The 17,000-nt window shown below is 65.2% G+C and carries 20 protein-coding genes; 13 read left to right on the forward strand and 7 right to left on the reverse strand.

All coding sequences use genetic code 11. The features are described from left to right. Positions 1–27: 27 nt before the first annotated feature. The 11 genes from TBU01S_RS11050 to TBU01S_RS11100 all read left to right on the forward strand — a co-directional run bounded on the left by TBU01S_RS11050 (position 28) and on the right by TBU01S_RS11100 (position 8,959). A complete protein-coding gene (locus TBU01S_RS11050) occupies positions 28–798 on the forward strand; it encodes a ParA family protein (protein ID WP_068636704.1) in 771 nt (256 codons plus the stop codon). 14 nt (positions 799–812) lie between these two features. Continuing rightward, positions 813–1,664, forward strand: coding sequence for a ParB/RepB/Spo0J family partition protein (locus TBU01S_RS11055; protein ID WP_068636705.1), 852 nt, complete (start codon positions 813–815; stop codon positions 1,662–1,664). 382 nt (positions 1,665–2,046) lie between these two features. Further along, on the forward strand, positions 2,047–2,388 hold the full coding sequence (locus TBU01S_RS11060; protein ID WP_068636706.1) for an ATP synthase subunit I: 342 nt from the start codon (positions 2,047–2,049) through the stop codon (positions 2,386–2,388). Between the two features lies 1 nt (position 2,389). Continuing rightward, on the forward strand, positions 2,390–3,235 hold the full coding sequence (gene atpB, locus TBU01S_RS11065) for a F0F1 ATP synthase subunit A (protein ID WP_068636707.1): 846 nt from the start codon (positions 2,390–2,392) through the stop codon (positions 3,233–3,235). Between the two features lie 71 nt (positions 3,236–3,306). Continuing rightward, the gene (gene atpE, locus TBU01S_RS11070) at positions 3,307–3,552 is read left to right on the forward strand and encodes a F0F1 ATP synthase subunit C (protein WP_002925444.1); all 246 of its coding nucleotides are present in this window, start codon (positions 3,307–3,309) and stop codon (positions 3,550–3,552) included. Between the two features lie 47 nt (positions 3,553–3,599). After that, positions 3,600–4,073 carry a F0F1 ATP synthase subunit B gene (locus tag TBU01S_RS11075; protein ID WP_068636708.1) on the forward strand — a complete coding sequence of 158 codons (474 nt, stop codon included), beginning with the start codon at positions 3,600–3,602 and terminating at the stop codon, positions 4,071–4,073. A 3-nt stretch (positions 4,074–4,076) separates the two neighbouring features. Continuing rightward, positions 4,077–4,610, forward strand: coding sequence for a F0F1 ATP synthase subunit delta (locus tag TBU01S_RS11080; RefSeq protein ID WP_068636709.1), 534 nt, complete (start codon positions 4,077–4,079; stop codon positions 4,608–4,610). A 13-nt stretch (positions 4,611–4,623) separates the two neighbouring features. Then, on the forward strand, positions 4,624–6,162 hold the full coding sequence (atpA, locus tag TBU01S_RS11085; RefSeq protein ID WP_068636710.1) for a F0F1 ATP synthase subunit alpha: 1,539 nt from the start codon (positions 4,624–4,626) through the stop codon (positions 6,160–6,162). 21 nt (positions 6,163–6,183) lie between these two features. Continuing rightward, positions 6,184–7,053: a F0F1 ATP synthase subunit gamma gene (gene atpG / locus TBU01S_RS11090; RefSeq protein ID WP_068636711.1), complete on the forward strand. Its 870-nt coding sequence runs from the start codon at positions 6,184–6,186 to the stop codon at positions 7,051–7,053. A 26-nt stretch (positions 7,054–7,079) separates the two neighbouring features. Next, positions 7,080–8,480 carry a F0F1 ATP synthase subunit beta gene (atpD, locus tag TBU01S_RS11095; protein ID WP_068636712.1) on the forward strand — a complete coding sequence of 467 codons (1,401 nt, stop codon included), beginning with the start codon at positions 7,080–7,082 and terminating at the stop codon, positions 8,478–8,480. Between the two features lie 53 nt (positions 8,481–8,533). Continuing rightward, positions 8,534–8,959 (forward strand): F0F1 ATP synthase subunit epsilon, encoded by a 426-nt coding sequence (locus TBU01S_RS11100; protein ID WP_068636713.1) that lies wholly within the window; start codon positions 8,534–8,536, stop codon positions 8,957–8,959. A 104-nt stretch (positions 8,960–9,063) separates the two neighbouring features. Here the strand turns inward: TBU01S_RS11100 and TBU01S_RS11105 are convergent, their stop codons facing one another. The 4 genes from TBU01S_RS11105 to TBU01S_RS11120 all read right to left on the reverse strand — a co-directional run bounded on the left by TBU01S_RS11105 (position 9,064) and on the right by TBU01S_RS11120 (position 11,792). Further along, on the reverse strand, positions 9,064–9,645 hold the full coding sequence (locus tag TBU01S_RS11105) for a ubiquinone biosynthesis accessory factor UbiJ (protein ID WP_068636714.1): 582 nt from the start codon (positions 9,643–9,645) through the stop codon (positions 9,064–9,066). A gap of 87 nt (positions 9,646–9,732) precedes the next feature. Continuing rightward, complete coding sequence (locus TBU01S_RS11110; RefSeq protein WP_068636715.1) at positions 9,733–10,602, reverse strand: Tim44 domain-containing protein; 870 nt, start codon at positions 10,600–10,602, stop codon at positions 9,733–9,735. A 22-nt stretch (positions 10,603–10,624) separates the two neighbouring features. Further along, a complete protein-coding gene (gene ubiE, locus TBU01S_RS11115) occupies positions 10,625–11,362 on the reverse strand; it encodes a bifunctional demethylmenaquinone methyltransferase/2-methoxy-6-polyprenyl-1,4-benzoquinol methylase UbiE (RefSeq protein ID WP_068636716.1) in 738 nt (245 codons plus the stop codon). A gap of 7 nt (positions 11,363–11,369) precedes the next feature. Beyond that, positions 11,370–11,792: a gamma-butyrobetaine hydroxylase family protein gene (locus TBU01S_RS11120; RefSeq protein ID WP_068636775.1), complete on the reverse strand. Its 423-nt coding sequence runs from the start codon at positions 11,790–11,792 to the stop codon at positions 11,370–11,372. 157 nt (positions 11,793–11,949) lie between these two features. On the opposite strand from TBU01S_RS11120, the gene phoB reads away from it, so the two are divergent. Together phoB and phoR are read left to right on the forward strand one after the other, a co-directional pair. Next, positions 11,950–12,660 carry a phosphate regulon transcriptional regulator PhoB gene (phoB, locus tag TBU01S_RS11125; RefSeq protein WP_068636717.1) on the forward strand — a complete coding sequence of 237 codons (711 nt, stop codon included), beginning with the start codon at positions 11,950–11,952 and terminating at the stop codon, positions 12,658–12,660. Between the two features lie 22 nt (positions 12,661–12,682). Further along, on the forward strand, positions 12,683–14,002 hold the full coding sequence (phoR, locus tag TBU01S_RS11130; protein WP_068636718.1) for a phosphate regulon sensor histidine kinase PhoR: 1,320 nt from the start codon (positions 12,683–12,685) through the stop codon (positions 14,000–14,002). On the opposite strand, the gene TBU01S_RS11135 is transcribed toward phoR, so the two are convergent. Genes TBU01S_RS11135 through TBU01S_RS11145 form a run of 3 tightly spaced genes read right to left on the reverse strand, consistent with a single transcriptional unit; the run spans position 13,999 to position 16,959 of the window. Next, positions 13,999–15,621, reverse strand: a complete 1,623-nt coding sequence (locus TBU01S_RS11135) for a cyclic-di-GMP receptor FimW-related protein (protein WP_068636719.1) — start codon at positions 15,619–15,621, stop codon at positions 13,999–14,001. The two genes, phoR and TBU01S_RS11135, sit on opposite strands and share 4 nt — an antisense overlap. Before the next feature lie 25 nt (positions 15,622–15,646). Then, positions 15,647–16,060 carry an HIT family protein gene (locus tag TBU01S_RS11140; protein WP_068636720.1) on the reverse strand — a complete coding sequence of 138 codons (414 nt, stop codon included), beginning with the start codon at positions 16,058–16,060 and terminating at the stop codon, positions 15,647–15,649. A gap of 41 nt (positions 16,061–16,101) precedes the next feature. Further along, a complete protein-coding gene (locus tag TBU01S_RS11145; protein ID WP_068636721.1) occupies positions 16,102–16,959 on the reverse strand; it encodes a class II glutamine amidotransferase in 858 nt (285 codons plus the stop codon). Between the last annotated feature and the right edge of the window lie 41 nt (positions 16,960–17,000).

Here is a 17,000-nt window from a genome sequence, read left to right on the forward strand (position 1 = left end):
CTGCAAACGGAACAGCCTGATTCGACCATGGCCAAGATATTCTGCGTCGCCAACCAGAAAGGCGGGGTGGGCAAGACCACCACCTGCGTCAACCTCGCCGCCGCGCTGCAACTGGCCGGCCAGCGCACGCTGCTGATCGACCTCGATCCGCAGGGCAACGCGACGATGGGCAGCGGCATCGACAAGCGCGGCCTGAAGGCGTCGATCTACCAGTTGCTGGTGGGCCTGGAAGACCTCGCCGGCGTGCGCGTCACCTCGCCGACCGGCGGCTACGACGTGCTGCCCGCCAACCGCGACCTTGCCGGCGCCGAAGTCGAGCTGGTCGATCTCGAGCAGCGCGAGAAGCGGCTGCGCAATGCGCTGGCGCCCTTCGACGCCGACTACGACTTCGTCCTCATCGACTGTCCGCCCTCGCTGTCGATGCTGACGCTGAATGGCCTGTGCTGCGCCAACGGCGTGATCATCCCGATGCAGTGCGAGTACTACGCGCTCGAGGGGCTGTCCGACCTGGTCAATACGATCAAGAAGGTACATGCCAACCTCAACCGCGATCTCAAGATCATCGGCCTGCTGCGGGTGATGTTCGACCCGCGCATGACGCTGCAGCAGCAGGTTTCCGCCCAGCTCGAAGGGCATTTCGGCGACAAGGTGTTCCGCGCCATCGTGCCGCGCAACGTGCGCCTGGCCGAAGCGCCCAGCCACGGCATGCCGGGCGTGGTGTTCGACCGGGCGGCCAAGGGCGCGCAGGCCTACATGGCTTTCGCGCGCGAGATGATCGAACGCGCCAGGACCTTCTGAATCCGGACACGACCATGAACAAACCCAGACTCAAGGGCCTCGGCCGCGGACTCGATGCGCTGCTGGCGGCCAACCAGGACGACGAACCCGAGAAGGGCGAGCTGCAGACCCTGCCCACGATCGCGCTGCAGCCGGGCAAGTACCAGCCGCGCACGCGCATGGATCCGGGTTCGCTCGAGGAGCTGGCGGCTTCGATCAAGGCGCAGGGCGTCATGCAGCCGATCATGGTGCGTCCGGTGGGCGAGGACAGCTACGAGATCATCGCCGGCGAGCGCCGCTGGCGCGCCTCGCAGATCGCCGGCCTGGCCGAGGTGCCCTGCCTGGTGCGCGAGATCCCGGACGAAGCGGCGCTGGCGATGTCGCTGATCGAGAACATCCAGCGCGAGGATCTGAATCCGCTCGAGGAAGCCGGCGGCATCCAGCGCCTGATCGACGAGTTCGACATGACCCACCAGCAGGCCGCCGATGCGGTCGGCCGTTCGCGGCCGGCGGCGTCGAACCTGCTGCGCCTGCTCAATCTCGCCAGGCCGGTGCAGGAGCTGCTGATGGCCGGCGACATCGACATGGGCCATGCGCGTGCGCTGCTGCCGCTCGACGGCGCCAGCCAGATCCAGCTCGCCAACCAGGTTGCCGCCCGCCAGCTGTCGGTGCGCGACACCGAGCGCCTGGTGCAGCAGATCCTGAACCCCCGCCAGAAGAAGCCCGCGCATCAGCCGGACCGCGACCTGCTGCGGCTGGAAGAAGAGATCGCCGACAGCATCGGCGCTTCGGTGAAGATCCGGGCCAACAAGAAAGGCGCTGGCGAAGTCACGATCCGCTTCGGCAGCCTGGACCAGCTCGACGGCCTGCTCGGACGCTTGCGCTGACCGGGGTACGCAAGCAAGGCCCCCACGCTCCGCGGGCCGCAAGAGGGGCGGTTTTGCACAGCCGGCCCGTTCCGCAGGCGCGGAGCAGTGCTCCGCGAAACCCCTGATCCACCCTCCGAGGGAGCGCTTTTGCCTTGGGACGGTCCGGCGGCAAAAAGCCGCGTGGGGCCGGGCTGTGCGGTGGCGCGATGGCGGATGGGAGGGGGCCTTCGACGTCCTCGCAGACACACACGACAGTCGAATGAAGCGGATAATTTCTATAAGATATACGACAGTTGACGGGGGCGTTTGCTGCAATGCAACTAAAGTTTGACTTTGCTGTGGATAACCCCTAGTATTCGCGGGATTTTTCGGCGGTCTCCGGCTGCCGGCATGACAATCGATGCTAAAAGCCGTTCTACTGCAGTTGTGCGCAACGATCCTCGCGGTGGCTGTTTCCGCTGCGCTGTTCGGGGTGCGGGGTGCGATCTCTGCGGCGGGTGGCGGGTTGGCGTGCGTGTTGCCGAGCTGGATGTTCGCTGTGCGTCTTGCTGCGATTTCACGCAAGGCAGGCACGGCGAGCGTGGCCGCTTTCGTCGCGGGCGAACTGATCAAGGTCGCCTCGATCGTGGGATTACTGGTGCTGGTGTGGGCCCTGTATCCGCAGCTCCACTGGGGAGCGATGCTGATCGGCCTGATCCTGGCGCTCAAGGCGAACTTATTTGCATTTTTGGTGAAGACCTGACATGGCTGGCAACGCTCCCACCGCATCCGAATACGTAATCCACCACCTCGGACACTTCAACAACACCGGACATCCGCAAGAGAGCATCGTCAATTGGGGGGTCATCAACCTCGATTCGATGTTCTTTTCGATCGCGCTGGGTCTGCTCACCGTCTTCATCCTGTGGCTGGCCGCCCGCAAGGCGACTTCCGGCGTGCCCGGGCGTTTCCAGGGCATCGTCGAGCTGCTGGTCGAGATGGTGGCCGACCAGGCCAAGGGCATCGTGCATAGCGCCGAGTCACGCAAGTTCGTCGCCCCGCTGGCGCTGACCGTGTTCGTCTGGATCTTCCTGATGAATGCGATGGACCTGCTGCCGGTCGATCTGATCCCGATGCTCTGGACCGGCGCCTATTCCGCTGCCGGCGGCGATCCGGCCCACGCCTACATGCGCATCGTCGCGACCGCCGACCTGTCGGCCGCGCTGGGCCTGTCGATCGGCGTGCTGCTGCTCTGCCTGTACTACAACGTCAAGATCAAGGGCGTCTCGGGCTGGGTGCACGAACTCTTCACCGCGCCCTTCGGCAGCCACCCGCTGCTGTATCCGGTGAACTTCGCCATGCAGATCATCGAGTTCCTGGCCAAGACCGTGTCCCACGGCATGCGGTTGTTCGGCAACATGTATGCCGGCGAACTGGTGTTCATCCTGATTGCGCTGCTGGGCGGCACGGCCACCGTGTTCGGTTTTGCCGGCCACGTGATCGCCGGCACCATCTGGGCGATCTTCCACATCCTGATCATCACGCTCCAGGCCTTCATCTTCATGATGCTGACCCTGGTGTATGTCGGTCAGGCGCACGAAAGCCACTAAGAACAAGTTTCGGCTTCATCTTCAACGTAGTACCTGGTTTTTAAACTCACCTTCCCCACTAAGGAGTTGTCATGGAAAACGTTCTGGGTTTTGTTGCTCTGGCTGCTGGTCTGATCATTGGTCTGGGTGCCATCGGTGCTTGTATCGGTATCGGCATCATGGGTTCCAAGTACCTCGAAGCTTCCGCTCGCCAGCCTGAACTGATGAACGCCCTGCAGACCAAGATGTTCCTGCTGGCCGGTCTGATCGACGCCGCGTTCCTGATCGGTGTCGGTATCGCCATGATGTTCGCCTTCGCCAACCCGTTCCAGCTCTGATCGGTTCGAGTTCATCCTTTTTTGAACCAACCTGAGGGCCAAGAACCGTGAATTTGAACGCAACCCTGATAGCCCAGCTCGTTGTGTTCTTCATTCTGGCGTGGTTCACGATGAAATTCGTGTGGCCGCCCATCGTGAAGGCACTGGACGAGCGTGCGAAGAAAATCGCCGACGGGCTGGCAGCTGCGGACAAGGCCAAGGCCGATCTGGCGCTCGCCGAGAAGAAGGTCGTCGAGGAACTGCGCAAGGCTCGCGAATCCGCGGGCGATGTGCGTGCCTCCGCTGAAAAGCAGGCGAGCCAGCTTGTCGATGAAGCCCGTGCCGAAGCCGCCCGCATCATTGCGGCCGCCCGCGAAGCTGCCGAGACCGAAGCCGGTGCTGCAGCCCAGCGCGCCAAGGAAGCGCTGCGCGACCAGGTCGCCAGCCTGGCCGTTGCCGGTGCCGAGAAGATTCTGCGCCGCGAAATCAACGCCCAGGTGCACAGCGAACTGCTTGCCAACCTGAAACAGGAACTGCAATAAGTCATGGCCGAGAACGTCACCATCGCGCGCCCCTATGCGGATGCCGCCTTCGAGCTGGCTCGCGGGGCAGGTGCGCTGGGGCCTTGGTCGGAAGCACTGGATCGGCTCGCCGCCCTGGCGGCCGATCCGGACATGCGGGCCTGCATCTCCGATCCCAATCTCAGCGCCGATCAGCTCGTGAAGCTGGTGCTGGATGTGGCCGGAACCCTGTCCGCTGAACAGCAGAACTTCGTCCGCATCCTCGTGGATAACGAACGTCTGCAGGTGCTTCCCGAGATCCGTGACCTGTTCGTTGCACTGAAGAACGAACACGAAGGTGTCCTCGAGGCTGAAATCGCCTCTGCCTTCCCCCTCGACGATGCGACCTTGGTATCGCTCAAGTCCGACCTCGAAGCCCGCTTCAAGGCGAAACTGAACATCCAGGTCCATATCGATCCCGCCCTCATCGGTGGGGTCCGCATCGCCGTCGGCGACGAAGTCATCGACGCCTCGGTACGCGGCAAGCTCGCGAACATGGCCGCTGCGCTAAAGAACTAGGAGCATAAAAGCTATGCAACTCAACCCCTCTGAAATCAGTGATCTGATTAAGAGCCGGATCCAGAACCTGCAGCTCGCCGCCACGTCGCGCAACGAGGGCACGGTGGTCTCCGTCACCGACGGCATCTGCCGCGTCCACGGCCTGACCGACGTGATGCAGGGCGAAATGCTGGAATTCCCCGGCAACACCTTCGGCATGGCGCTCAACCTCGAGCGCGATTCCGTCGGCGCCGTGGTGCTCGGCGAGTACGAGCACATCACCGAAGGCGACACCGTCAAGGCCACCGGCCGCATTCTCGAAGTGCCCGTCGGCCCCGAGCTGGTCGGTCGCGTCGTCAATGCGCTGGGCCAGCCGATCGACGGCAAGGGCCCGATCAACGCCAAGCTGACCGACAAGATCGAGAAGGTCGCGCCGGGCGTCATCGCGCGTAAGTCGGTGTCGCAGCCGGTGCAGACCGGCCTGAAGTCGGTCGACTCCATGGTGCCGATCGGCCGCGGCCAGCGCGAGCTGATCATCGGCGACCGCCAGACCGGCAAGACCGCCGTGGCCGTCGACGCCATCATCAACCAGAAAGGCCAGGACATGTTCTGCGTCTACGTGGCGATCGGCCAGAAGGCTTCGACCGTTGCCAACGTGGTGCGCAAGCTGGAAGAGAACGGCGCGATGGAATACACCATCGTCGTCGCCGCGACCGCTTCCGAATCCGCCGCCATGCAGTACCTGTCGGCCTACGCCGGCTGCACCATGGGCGAGTACTTCCGCGACCGTGGCCAGGACGCGCTGATCGTCTATGACGATCTGACCAAGCAGGCCTGGGCCTATCGCCAGGTTTCGCTGCTGCTGCGCCGCCCGCCGGGCCGCGAAGCCTACCCGGGTGACGTGTTCTACCTGCACTCCCGCCTGCTCGAGCGCGCCGCGCGCGTGAACGAAGACTACGTCGAGAAATTCACCAATGGCGAAGTCAAGGGCCGGACCGGTTCGCTGACCGCACTGCCGGTCATCGAGACCCAGGCCGGCGACGTGTCCGCCTTCGTGCCGACCAACGTCATCTCGATCACCGACGGCCAGATCTTCCTCGAGACCGACCTCTTCAACGCCGGTATCCGTCCCGCGATCAACGCCGGTATCTCGGTGTCCCGCGTCGGTGGTGCCGCGCAGACCAAGGTCGTCAAGAAGCTGTCCGGCGGTATTCGTACCGACCTGGCGCAGTATCGCGAACTCGCTGCGTTCGCCCAGTTCGCTTCCGACCTGGACGATGCCACCCGCAAGCAGCTCGAACGCGGCCGCCGAGTCACCGAACTGATGAAGCAGGCCCAGTATTCGCCGATGTCGATCGCCGACATGGCCGTCGTGCTGTACGCGGTGAACAACGGCTATTTCGACGACGTCGATGTCAGCCGTGTGCTGCCGTTCGAAGCCGCGCTGCTGCAGTTCGTCAAGACCAAGCAGGCCGATCTGGTCTCCTCGATCCTGAGCAAGAAGGAACTCGACGCCGAAGGCGAAAAGACCCTGGCTGCCGCGATCGCCGAGTTCAAGAAGAGCTGGGCCTGAGGCCGGCGAGGGAGACGGAATATGGCAAGCGGTAAGGAAATCCGTACCAAGATCAAGAGCGTGCAAAACACGCGCAAGATCACCAAGGCCATGGAGATGGTGGCTGCATCCAAGATGCGCAAGGCGCAGGACCGGATGCGGGCCGCCCGTCCCTTTGCCGAGAAGATCCGCCGACTCGCCGCGAACCTGTCCCAGGCCAATGTGACCGACTACAAGCACCCCTTCCTGGTTCACAAGAGCCAGGTCAAGCGGGTGGGGCTGATCCTGGTGACCACCGACAAGGGTTTGTGCGGTGGTCTCAACACCAACGTCCAGCGCATCGCCCTCAACGCGATGAAGGACTGGGAGTCCTCGGGCGTGACCGAGATCCGTGCCTGCGCCATCGGCAACAAGGGTCTGGGTTTCATGCAGCGGATGGGCGCCAAGGTGGTGTCGAACGTCACCCAGCTGGGTGACACGCCGCACCTGGAGAAGCTGATCGGTCCGGTCAAGATCATGCTCGACGCGTTCCAGAACGACGAGCTCGATGCGGTCTACCTGGTCTACACCCGCTTCATCAACACGATGAAGCAGGAACCGGTGCTCGAGCAGTTGCTGCCGCTCACCGGTGAAAAGCTGGGTACGCCGGACAGTTCGTGGGATTACCTCTACGAGCCGGATCCGCAGGTCGTCATCGACGAACTGCTGGTTCGCTACGTCGAGGCGCTGGTCTATCAGGCCGTGGCCGAGAACATGGCATCCGAACAGAGCGCGCGCATGGTGGCAATGAAGGCCGCTTCCGACAATGCCAAGAACGTGATTGGCGAACTGCAGCTGGTCTACAACAAGACCCGCCAGGCCGCGATCACCAAGGAGCTGTCGGAAATCGTCGGCGGCGCCGCCGCGGTGTAAGGCATTATTGATTTAAGGATATGACGATGAGTCAAGGTACGATCGTTCAGTGCATCGGCGCGGTGGTGGACATCCAGTTCCCGCGTGAAGCGATGCCCAAGGTGTATGACGCCCTGAAGCTCGAGGACGCTGCCGATTCCTTTGCCGAGCCTGGCCTGACCTTCGAGGTCCAGCAGCAGCTCGGCGACGGCGTGGTGCGGACCATCGCGCTGGGTTCTTCCGACGGCCTGCGCCGTGGCATGAAGGTTTCGGGCACCGGCAAGCCGATCTCGGTGCCGGTCGGCCACGGCACGCTGGGCCGCATCATGGACGTGCTGGGCCGCCCGATCGACGAAGCCGGCCCGATCGAAACCGACGAGCTGCGCGCCATTCACCAGAAGGCGCCGAAGTTCGACGAGCTGTCGCCGTCGGTCGAGCTGCTCGAAACCGGCATCAAGGTCATCGACCTGATCTGCCCGTTCGCCAAGGGCGGCAAGGTGGGTCTGTTCGGCGGCGCCGGTGTCGGCAAGACCGTGAACATGATGGAGCTGATCAACAACATCGCCAAGCAGCACAGCGGTCTGTCGGTGTTCGCTGGTGTGGGTGAGCGTACCCGTGAGGGCAACGACTTCTACCACGAGATGAAGGACTCCAACGTTCTGGACAAGGTCGCGATGGTGTTCGGTCAGATGAACGAACCCCCGGGCAACCGTCTGCGTGTGGCGCTGACCGGCCTGACCATGGCCGAGCGTTTCCGCGACGAAGGCCGCGACATCCTGTTCTTCGTGGACAACATCTACCGCTACACCCTGGCCGGTACCGAAGTGTCCGCGCTGCTGGGCCGGATGCCTTCCGCGGTGGGCTACCAGCCGACGCTGGCGGAAGAAATGGGCCGCCTGCAGGAGCGCATCACCTCGACCAAGGTCGGTTCCATCACTTCGATCCAGGCGGTGTATGTGCCGGCGGATGACTTGACCGACCCGTCGCCCGCCACTACCTTCCTGCACTTGGACTCCACCGTCGTGCTGTCGCGTGACATCGCCGCGCTGGGTATCTACCCCGCCGTCGATCCGCTCGACTCCACCTCGCGCCAGCTCGACCCGCTGGTCGTGGGCGAAGAGCACTACGGCGTTGCCCGCCAGGTCCAGCAGACCCTGCAGAAGTACAAGGAACTGCGCGACATCATCGCGATTCTGGGCATGGACGAACTGTCGCCGGAAGACAAGCTCGCCGTGGCCCGTGCGCGCAAGATCCAGCGCTTCCTGTCGCAGCCCTTCCACGTCGCGGAAGTGTTCACCGGCTCGCCGGGCAAGTACGTCTCGCTGAAGGACACGATCAAGGGTTTCAAGATGATCGTCGGCGGCGAACTGGACAACCTGCCGGAACAGGCTTTCTACATGGTCGGCAACATCGACGAGGCCATCGAGAAGGCGAAGAAGCTGCAGTAATTCGTCCGCCCGCGCGGTGCTTCGGTGCCGCGCGGATTTGAAAAGGAAACACTATGGCTATGACGGTTCATGTCGACATCGTCAGTGCGGAAGAGCAGATCTTCTCCGGGCTGGCCGAATTCGTCGCGCTGCCTGGCGAGGCGGGTGAACTCGGCATTCTGCCCGGCCACATGCCGCTGATGACCCGGATCAAACCGGGGGCGGTGCGGGTCAAGGTTCCGAATCAGGCGGAAGAAGAGCTTGTGTTCGTTGCCGGTGGTTTGCTCGAGGTTCAGCCGGGTCTGGTGACGGTGCTTGCCGACACCGCGATCCGCGGCAAGGATCTGGACGAGGCGAAGGCGCTGGAAGCCAAGAAGAAGGCTGAAGAGGCAATGGCCAACCAGACCGCGCGTCTGGATTATGCCAAGGCCCAGGCCGAGCTCATGGAAGCCGTGGCGCAGCTTGCCGCGATCCAGCGTCTGCGCAAGCGCGGTCACTGATCGCTTCTCCATCCTGCCTGAAGGCGGGACGGAAATGAAAAAGCAGCTCCTTGGGGCTGCTTTTTTTCGATCCATGCTTCGGAAAGAAAGGGCTTTCCCGTGATTCAGCGGCCTTGCTCTAGCCGTGAAATGCGCTTGTCGAGTCGCCCGATGGCGTCGCGCAAGGCGACGATGTCCTGCGCCAGCGGAGGAAGTGCGCCGTGCGGCACGAGCAGTGAGGCCTCTTCGGTTAGGTACTCGGCGACGTTGCCACCTGCGCGCTCGAGAGAGCGGCGGCTTTCGCCGACCAGTTGCTTGCCGCCTTCGACCAGACGGTGGGCGGCAATGTCGCCGAACAGCCGGGAGAGGTCTTCTTCCGCATCCCAGCGGAGGTGGCGGAAGACGAAGCCCAGGGCATCGGCGAGTTCGGCATTGCCTTCGATGCGCACGTGGCGCATCGCCGTTTCCAGGCCATCGACCAGCAGCTTCGGCAGGTCGGATGCGGCAAGTACCAGCAATACCTCAGGCTCGTTCTCGCCGGACCATGCAGCCAGATAGCCTTCGGCGGACACCGAGAAATCGAGCTCCAGCAGCGGCGTGACGGCGAGCCGGGCCGTGCGGCCGGCATGTGGAAGCAGGCGCGTGCGCGCCCAGCCGGATTGCGACAGCAAATGGTTGGTGGCGGACAGGAAAGCGCTGGACAGCATGGTGGCCGGGCGTGGAGAAGTGGGCGGAAAAATATGAGCCGAAAGCAAAACGGGGAGGCCTGAGCCTCCCCGTCCATGCCCCGATGTTCAGTCGACCTGCTGGATGCCGGCGATGAGCCAGCCGCCCTGGCCCTTGATCGGCTTGGTCAGGTGCCAGATTTCGTCGAAGGCCTCCGGTGCGGCGCCTTCCGCTTCACGCAGCAGACCGTTGAAGCGGACGCTGACGACGTAGCGCTCGCTGTCCTGCTCGACATCGACGACGTCGGCGTTCAGTTCGACGACATCGGTGCGCTGGGCAGCGGCGCCGCGCTCGTTGAGCTGCATGCAGATTTCGGCGAAGACTTCCGGCGTGGTGAATTCACGCAGATCGTCCAGGTTGCCGGCATCGTTGGCGGCCTGCAGGCGAATGAAGTTCAGTTTGGCCTGGCGGGCGAAGCCCTGCACATCGAAGCCTTCGGCAAGCGCCTTGTCGAGGCCCGACGCGGCCGCGGCTTGCGGCGCGGACGACATCGGCGGCATCGGGTTCAGCGGCCGTGCGTTCGCGCCCGCACCAGTGCCTGCCCCCGCGTATTGCAGGTTCTGGCTTTGCTGGTTGTTGGCGTTGCGGCGGAACAGCAGGCGGAAGATGAAGAAGGCTGCGGCTGCGAGCAGCAGGATCATCATGAACGAGGCCATTTCCTCGCCGAGGCCGAGGTGGGAGAACAGCGCGGCCAGCCCCAGCCCGGCGGCGAGGCCGGCGATGGGGCCCATCCAGGAGCGCTTCTGACCGGCAGCGGCCGCGCCGGCGGGCGGGGTGTTCTGGGTTGCGGCGGGTTGGCGGGGGGCTTGCTGGGGCGTCGCATTGCGCTTCATGCCGAAGCTGCTGCCGCCGCCAAGGCGCTTGGCTTCGGCTTCGGGGGCGCCGATGAAGCCGAATGAAAAGATGGCGACGATCAGGGTGAGGATCAGATTCTTCATCGTTGGTGGGTCTCCTGGGTTTTCAAAGCTTGTAGCCGCGATGCAGGGCAACCACCCCTGCACTGAGGTTGAAGTAATCGACACGCGAAAGGCCGGCTTGTTCCATCATGCCCTTCAATTCTTCCTGTCCGGGATGCATGCGGATGGATTCCGCCAGGTAGCGGTAGCTTTCGGCGTCGTTTGCCACCTGCTTGCCCATCCAGGGCAGCAGTTTGAACGAGTATAGATCGTAGATCGGCGACAGCGGCTTCCATACGCGCGAGAACTCGAGCACCAGCAGGCGGCCGCCGGGGCGCAGCACACGGCGCATCTCGGCCAGCGCGGCGTCCTTGTGAGTCATGTTGCGCAGGCCGAAGGCGACGGTCACGCAGTCGAACCAGTCGTCCGGGAAGGGCAGCTTCTCGGCATTGCACTGTGCGCTCGGCATGGCGTAGCCATGGTCGATCATGCGGTCGCGGCCGCGCGACAGCATGGCGTGGTTGATGTCCGTCAGCCACACCTGCCCCTTGGCGCCGACCTTGCGTGCGAAGGCCAGCGACAGGTCGGCCGTGCCGCCGGCGACGTCGAGCACGCGATCGCCTTCGCGCACGCCGGAAACCTGGATGGTGAAATGCTTCCACAGGCGATGGAGGCCGAACGACATCAGGTCGTTCATCACGTCGTACTTCTGCGCGACCGAGGAGAACACCTCGGCCACCTTCTTTTCCTTGGCTTCCTCGGCAACCGTCTGGAAGCCGAAGTGCGTCGTCTTGTCGCTCATGATCGTCTCAGTGATGATGTCCGCAACCACTCTTCGGCGCCGGCGGCGGCACCTTGGCGGGATCGCGGCTGCCGCCGGCCCGGGCAAGGCGGTCGAGGTAGGTCTGCCACAATGCGTCCTGCTGCTGGCCGATCGTGTAGAGATAGTCCCAGGAGTACAGGCCGCTGTCGTGGCCGTCGGAGAACACCGGGCGGATCGCGTAGTTGCCCACCGGCTGCAGGTCGACCACGTCGACGTTGCGCTTGCCCTGCTGCAGGGTCTCCTGCCCCGGACCGTGTCCGCGGACTTCGGCCGAGGGCGAATGGACGCGCAGGAATTCGAAGGGCAAGGTGAAACGGCTACCGTCGTCGAAGGCGATCTCAAGCCGTTTCGACTGGCTGTGCAGCGTGATTTCGGTGGGAAGCGGGGTGTTCCGATCCAGTCCGGCCATGGCCAAAGCCTCGCATTCGGGGGCCACAATCATACCCGAATCGTCATCGTCCGGCCCTGTGCCGCGGCCGCGCGCGGTATTGCAGGCCGATGACGTGTCATCAAAACGTCAAACAGCTGCAATAGACTGTGCCCGTCAATAGCAGGGAATCGACAGCATGCCAGCGAACATCTTGCTCGTGGAAGACGAACCGGCGATCCAGGAACTGATCGCCGCCAACCTCAATCGCGCCGGCCATCACGTGGTCCGTGCCGCCGATGCCGAGTCGGCCCAGCGCATCGTGCGCGAAGCGCTGCCCGACCTGATCCTGCTCGACTGGATGCTGCCGGGGGCCTCGGGCATCGAGTTCGCCCGCCGCCTGCGTGCCGACGAGCGCACGCGTGCGATCCCGATCATCATGCTCACCGCCCGCGGCGAGGAGCAGGACAAGGTCACCGGGCTGGAGACCGGCGCCGACGACTACATCACCAAGCCTTTCAGCCCGCGCGAGCTGGTCGCGCGAATCAAGGCCGTGCTGCGCCGGCGGGCGCCGCAGACCACCGAGGACGCCGTCGAACTGGGTGGGCTGCGGCTCGATCCGGGCACTCACCGCGTGACTGCGGAAGGCAAGGTGCTGACCCTGGGACCGACCGAGTTCCGCCTGTTGCACTTCCTCATGACGCACCCGGAGCGGGTGCATTCGCGCGCGCAACTGCTCGACCAGGTGTGGGGCGACCACGTCTTCGTCGAGGAACGGACGGTGGACGTGCATATCCGTCGTCTGCGCTCGGTGCTCGAACCGGATGGCTTCGATGCGCTGGTCCAGACCGTTCGCGGCAGCGGCTATCGCTTCTCGACCCAGACGCCGCAGGTGCCGGCCGCGCGGTGATCGACGCCGACGTGGAATCAGCGTGATCCATCGCCCTCTTCGCTACATCACCGTCGGCATCGGCGTGCCGGTGGCCGCCGTGCTGGCACTGGCGTTGCTGGCCGGCCACTACCGCGGCAGCGACGCCGCGCTTGCCCTGGTGGTGCTGGGCTTGCTGGCCATCGCCATCCTGCTCGTGCGCCATGTACGCATGCTGGTGGAATGGGCGCGCCAGCCTGTCGGCAGTATGCCGCCGCAGGTCGAAGGCCTGTGGGGCAGCGTGTTCGACGAACTGGAGGACCGCTTCCGGCGCGAACTCGAGGTGCGCGACAAGCTGTCGGAGGAGCTGGGCCGTTTCCAGCAGGCGGCGCAGGCGATGCCGGACGGCCTGCTCTACCTGGCCGAGGACGGCAGCATCGAATGGCTCAACGTGATGGCCGAGCAGCATTTCGGCCTCGATCGCCGCCGCGACCTGCGGGTGCCGGTCACCAACCTGGTCCGCCAGCCCGACTTCGTCGCCTATCTGCAGGCCGACCGCCATGCCGAGCCGCTGATCATGCATTCGCTGGGGCGCAGGGAAAGGGCGCTGCAGGTGCAGATCATCCGTTTCGCCGGCAACCGGCGCATGGTGCTGTCGCGTGACATCTCCAAGTTGCAGCGCCTGGAAAACATGCGCCGGGACTTCGTCGCCAACGTGTCGCACGAGATGCGCACGCCGTTGACCGTCGTCGGCGGTTTCCTCGAGACCCTGATCGACGGCCTCGACGACTTCAGCCGCGACGAGGTGCTGCATTTCCTGTCGCTGGCGCACGAGCAGTCGAGCCGCATGCGGCATCTGATCGAGGACCTGCTGGCACTGTCGGCGCTCGAGACGGGGGCGCCGGCGCCGCTGGAGGAGCGGGTGGATGTGCCTGCGCTGATGCAGACCGTGCAGCGCGAGGCCGAATCGCTGTCGGCGGGCCGCCATACCGTCACGCTGGTGCTCGAAGGCGGCGGCGAGCTCAGGGGAAGCGCCAGGGAACTGCACAGCGCGTTCTCCAACCTTGCCACCAACGCGGTCCGCTACACGCCGGCGGGCGGGCACGTCGAACTGGGCTGGCGCGTCGATGCCGAGGGCGGCGAATACTGGGTCAGGGACGACGGCATCGGCATCGATCCCGAGCACATCCCGCGCCTGACCGAGCGCTTCTACCGCGTGGACCGCGGCCGTTCGCGCGAGACTGGCGGCACCGGCCTCGGCCTGGCCATCGTCAAGCACATCCTGAACCGCCACCAGGCTGTGCTCCGCGTCGACAGCGAGCCAGGCAAGGGCAGCCGTTTTTCGATGCGTTTCCCGCCGGCCAGGATCGGCGACGACAGCTAGCCGGGCACCCTGTCGGGCGTGACCGCCAGCTCCGCCTCGAAAGCGCACAGATCGTAGTTCGTGCCGCGCCGGATCAGGCGCTGCAGGCAGATCTGGCGCGCCGTGCCTTCATGGTGGATTTCCACCCGCTGTCCGGCGGCATACCACTGCGATGGCAGCACGATGCAGGCAGGGATCTTGAGCGCGCTCGCCTCGGGCAGCAGGAAACCCTGCTGCCACGGCGCACGTCCGCTCCCGAGGACTGCCTGGCGTACCGAAACCATGCGGGGCATGCCGGGCAGCACTTCGATGCCGGCTTCGAGCGTGCCGTCTTCGCGGTACATCAGCCAGCTCAGGTCGCCGAGCAGGAAATGCGCGCTGTCCGGCGGGCGGATGCCGACGAGCTGGTGGTGGGCGATGCGCTCCCCGGCCGTGCGGCGCTGGATCCGGAAGCCGGCGACGGACTGGTCCAGGATCGTCCACTGCTCGTAATCCAGCCCGAGGCGCTCGGCGTCGCGCTGGTGGCGCGCCTGTTCATGCTCGGGCGTATCGACCTTCGGTACCTGTCCGCCGAAGGCCAGCAGGGAGATGTCCTCGCGCAGGCGGTGCAGCGGGCTGTCGGTGCGCGGCTGGCGGAACACCACGCCTTCGATGGCGAAACCGATGGTCAGCCAGTCGGCACTCAATTGCAGCATGCCGTCGGCACGCCGGCGCGGGAAGCGGCGGCCGGCCGTGCCGCGCCCCCAGGGCCGGTACAGCGACAGCAGCAGACGGACGCTGGCGTCGGTGGGGCAGTCCTCGCCCAGCCCCAGCGAAGCCGGCTTTGCGCCCCGCTTGAACTGCGCGAGCACGGCCTGGATCTGGTTGGCGAGCGTGCTGCCGTCGAAGCGCAGCCGTGCCGGCGCTTGCGGGACCAGGCCCAGCGGGCGCAAGCCGACGTCGCCATGGATATCCACGCCATAGTCGGTAGGCTTGGTGTTTTCATCGGCTGCGGCGAGATCGCAGTAGGGCGCGAAGCGCTGCGCCCAGCGGATGACCCAGTTCAGTTCGCGTTCGCTGCGGCCGTACGGGTTGGCGAGGTCGGTCAGCAGGATGGCGACGTAGGCCTCCAGCACGCTCTGCGCGTGCCATACCTCGTTGAGCGGATCGGGGACGCGGATGCGGTGGATGCCCGCCTGGCTCGCATCCGCATGGCTGGCATGGATTTCCGCCCAGCAGCCCGGCGGCACCTCGCGCCGCGCGCGGAAATATTCGAACAGGGTCATGCCGGCGTAGTAGGTGCGGCGCTGGGCCAGCAGTGCGCGCTGGTCGTGCAGCGTGCCGGCCGCCGCATCGAGCCGGGCGATCTGCGCATAGGAGCGGGACAGGTTGCGCCACAGTCCGAGCACCCGCTGCAGCGAGGCGTTTTCCTCGCTGTCGGGCGGCAGCGGCAGGCTGGCGTAGCGGCGCGCGATGTCGTCCTGGCTGCAGGCGACGATCTCGCGCGCGGTTTCGAGCACTTCGAGGTGCTGGTTGGGCGCCGGCGCCGCATGCAGCAGGGTCTCGATCATGTCGGTCAGCAAGGCATGCGTGCGCGGGATGTCCGTCGGGTGCAGCTTCTGCAGCAGGTCGAGGCAGACGGCCGGATTGGAGAAGTCCATGGCGGGAGGCGTGGGGAAAGGTGGATCAGGCCTGGGCGGCGAGGGCGCTGTCGATGGCGCGCGCCAGCGCGACCGGGTCGGCAGCGGCATGGACGGCGCCCTGGCGCTGCGCTGGCCCCCAGACCGATTCCGGGAAGTGGCGGTCGTCGCGATAGCGCGGAATCACGTGCCAGTGCAGGTGCGGCACCATGTTGCCGAAGCTGGCGAGGTTGATCTTGTCCGGGTGCAGCAGGGTGCGCAGCGCGGTTTCGGTGGCCAGCACGACGTCGAGCAGGTGGCGCCGGTCTGCCGGCAGCAGGTCGCTCATCTCGGCGACGTGCTCGTTCCAGATCACGCGGCAGAAGCCGGGGTGGGCGTCGTCATCGACGCGAATGACGCGGCAGCGCCCGTCCTCCCAGATGATCTGCTCGGCGGATGCGGGGCACAGCGGACAATCCATGGCGATCCTCGACGGCTTGAATGGCGGGAAACCGCGGAACTCTAGCGGCTCCGCGTGGCCGGGGCGAGGAATTGTTGCTCACAATCGGCATCGCGCCGCGGATAGTCCTGCGCCACCGTGCGGGTTTCGGCCATGTCGACCCGTTCGCCGTCATGGAAGGCGAACAGGTTGCCGGGCGGGATCTGCGTCCAGGCCTCGTTGTCGGTCAGCGGCGTGGTGGCGATCACCGCAACCCGGTCGGACGGCGTCGTGACCTGGTTGAAGTCGACGGTGACGTCCTCGTCGGCCAGATGGGCCACCGGGAAGGGCGCCTTGCGGACGATGTAGCACAGCCGCGACGAACAGTGCGCGAACAGGCGCTTGCCGTCCGACAGCAGGAAGTTGAATTCGCCGAGGCTGCCGACTTCGAGCGCCAGCTCGCGCAGGGCGGCATGCAGTTCGGCAGTGTCCTGCGTGCCTTGCGGAAAACGCTGGGCCAGGCGGTCGAGGATGCAGCAGAAAGCGAGTTCGGAGTCGGTGTTGCCGACCGGCTGGAAGCGGCCGGACAGCCTGGGGGCGAAGCCTTTCAGGTTGCCGTTGTGGGCGAAAATCCAGTAGCGCCCCCACAGCTCGCGCTGGAAGGGATGGGTGTTCTCGAGCCCGACGACGCCCTGCGTCGCCTTGCGGATGTGGGCGATGACGTTGAGCGAATGGATCGGGTAGTGCTTGACCAGTTCGGCGACCGGCGAATCCGCGCTCGGGCTGGGGTCGAGGAACACGCGCACCCCGGCGCCTTCGAAGAACGCGATGCCCCAGCCGTCCCGGTGGTGGTCGGTGAGGCCGCCGCGGGCGCGGAAGCCGGCGAAGGAGAAACAGATATCGGTCGGCACATTGCAGTTCATGCCGAGCAACTGGCACATCGGGGTCTCCGCGATGTCGGTACTGGAAACGGCAGTATAGC

Origin of the sequence: Thauera butanivorans NBRC 103042, from assembly GCF_001591165.1 — a bacterium.
GTDB classification, from domain to species: domain Bacteria; phylum Pseudomonadota; class Gammaproteobacteria; order Burkholderiales; family Rhodocyclaceae; genus Thauera; species Thauera butanivorans.

Coding starts and splice junctions, on each gene's coding strand:
- TBU01S_RS11110 (WP_068636715.1), bottom strand. CDS start 10,602: ATGAAGAATCTGATCCTCACCCTGATCGTCGCCATCTTTTCATTCGGC.
- atpB (WP_068636707.1), top strand. CDS start 2,390: ATGGCTGGCAACGCTCCCACCGCATCCGAATACGTAATCCACCACCTC.
- TBU01S_RS11140 (WP_068636720.1), bottom strand. CDS start 16,060: ATGGATTGTCCGCTGTGCCCCGCATCCGCCGAGCAGATCATCTGGGAG.
- atpA (WP_068636710.1), top strand. CDS start 4,624: ATGCAACTCAACCCCTCTGAAATCAGTGATCTGATTAAGAGCCGGATC.
- TBU01S_RS11055 (WP_068636705.1), top strand. CDS start 813: ATGAACAAACCCAGACTCAAGGGCCTCGGCCGCGGACTCGATGCGCTG.
- atpG (WP_068636711.1), top strand. CDS start 6,184: ATGGCAAGCGGTAAGGAAATCCGTACCAAGATCAAGAGCGTGCAAAAC.
- TBU01S_RS11100 (WP_068636713.1), top strand. CDS start 8,534: ATGGCTATGACGGTTCATGTCGACATCGTCAGTGCGGAAGAGCAGATC.
- TBU01S_RS11105 (WP_068636714.1), bottom strand. CDS start 9,645: ATGCTGTCCAGCGCTTTCCTGTCCGCCACCAACCATTTGCTGTCGCAA.
- TBU01S_RS11145 (WP_068636721.1), bottom strand. CDS start 16,959: ATGTGCCAGTTGCTCGGCATGAACTGCAATGTGCCGACCGATATCTGT.
- TBU01S_RS11080 (WP_068636709.1), top strand. CDS start 4,077: ATGGCCGAGAACGTCACCATCGCGCGCCCCTATGCGGATGCCGCCTTC.
- ubiE (WP_068636716.1), bottom strand. CDS start 11,362: ATGAGCGACAAGACGACGCACTTCGGCTTCCAGACGGTTGCCGAGGAA.
- TBU01S_RS11060 (WP_068636706.1), top strand. CDS start 2,047: ATGCTAAAAGCCGTTCTACTGCAGTTGTGCGCAACGATCCTCGCGGTG.
- atpD (WP_068636712.1), top strand. CDS start 7,080: ATGAGTCAAGGTACGATCGTTCAGTGCATCGGCGCGGTGGTGGACATC.
- TBU01S_RS11135 (WP_068636719.1), bottom strand. CDS start 15,621: ATGGACTTCTCCAATCCGGCCGTCTGCCTCGACCTGCTGCAGAAGCTG.
- TBU01S_RS11050 (WP_068636704.1), top strand. CDS start 28: ATGGCCAAGATATTCTGCGTCGCCAACCAGAAAGGCGGGGTGGGCAAG.
- TBU01S_RS11120 (WP_068636775.1), bottom strand. CDS start 11,792: ATGGCCGGACTGGATCGGAACACCCCGCTTCCCACCGAAATCACGCTG.
- phoB (WP_068636717.1), top strand. CDS start 11,950: ATGCCAGCGAACATCTTGCTCGTGGAAGACGAACCGGCGATCCAGGAA.
- atpE (WP_002925444.1), top strand. CDS start 3,307: ATGGAAAACGTTCTGGGTTTTGTTGCTCTGGCTGCTGGTCTGATCATT.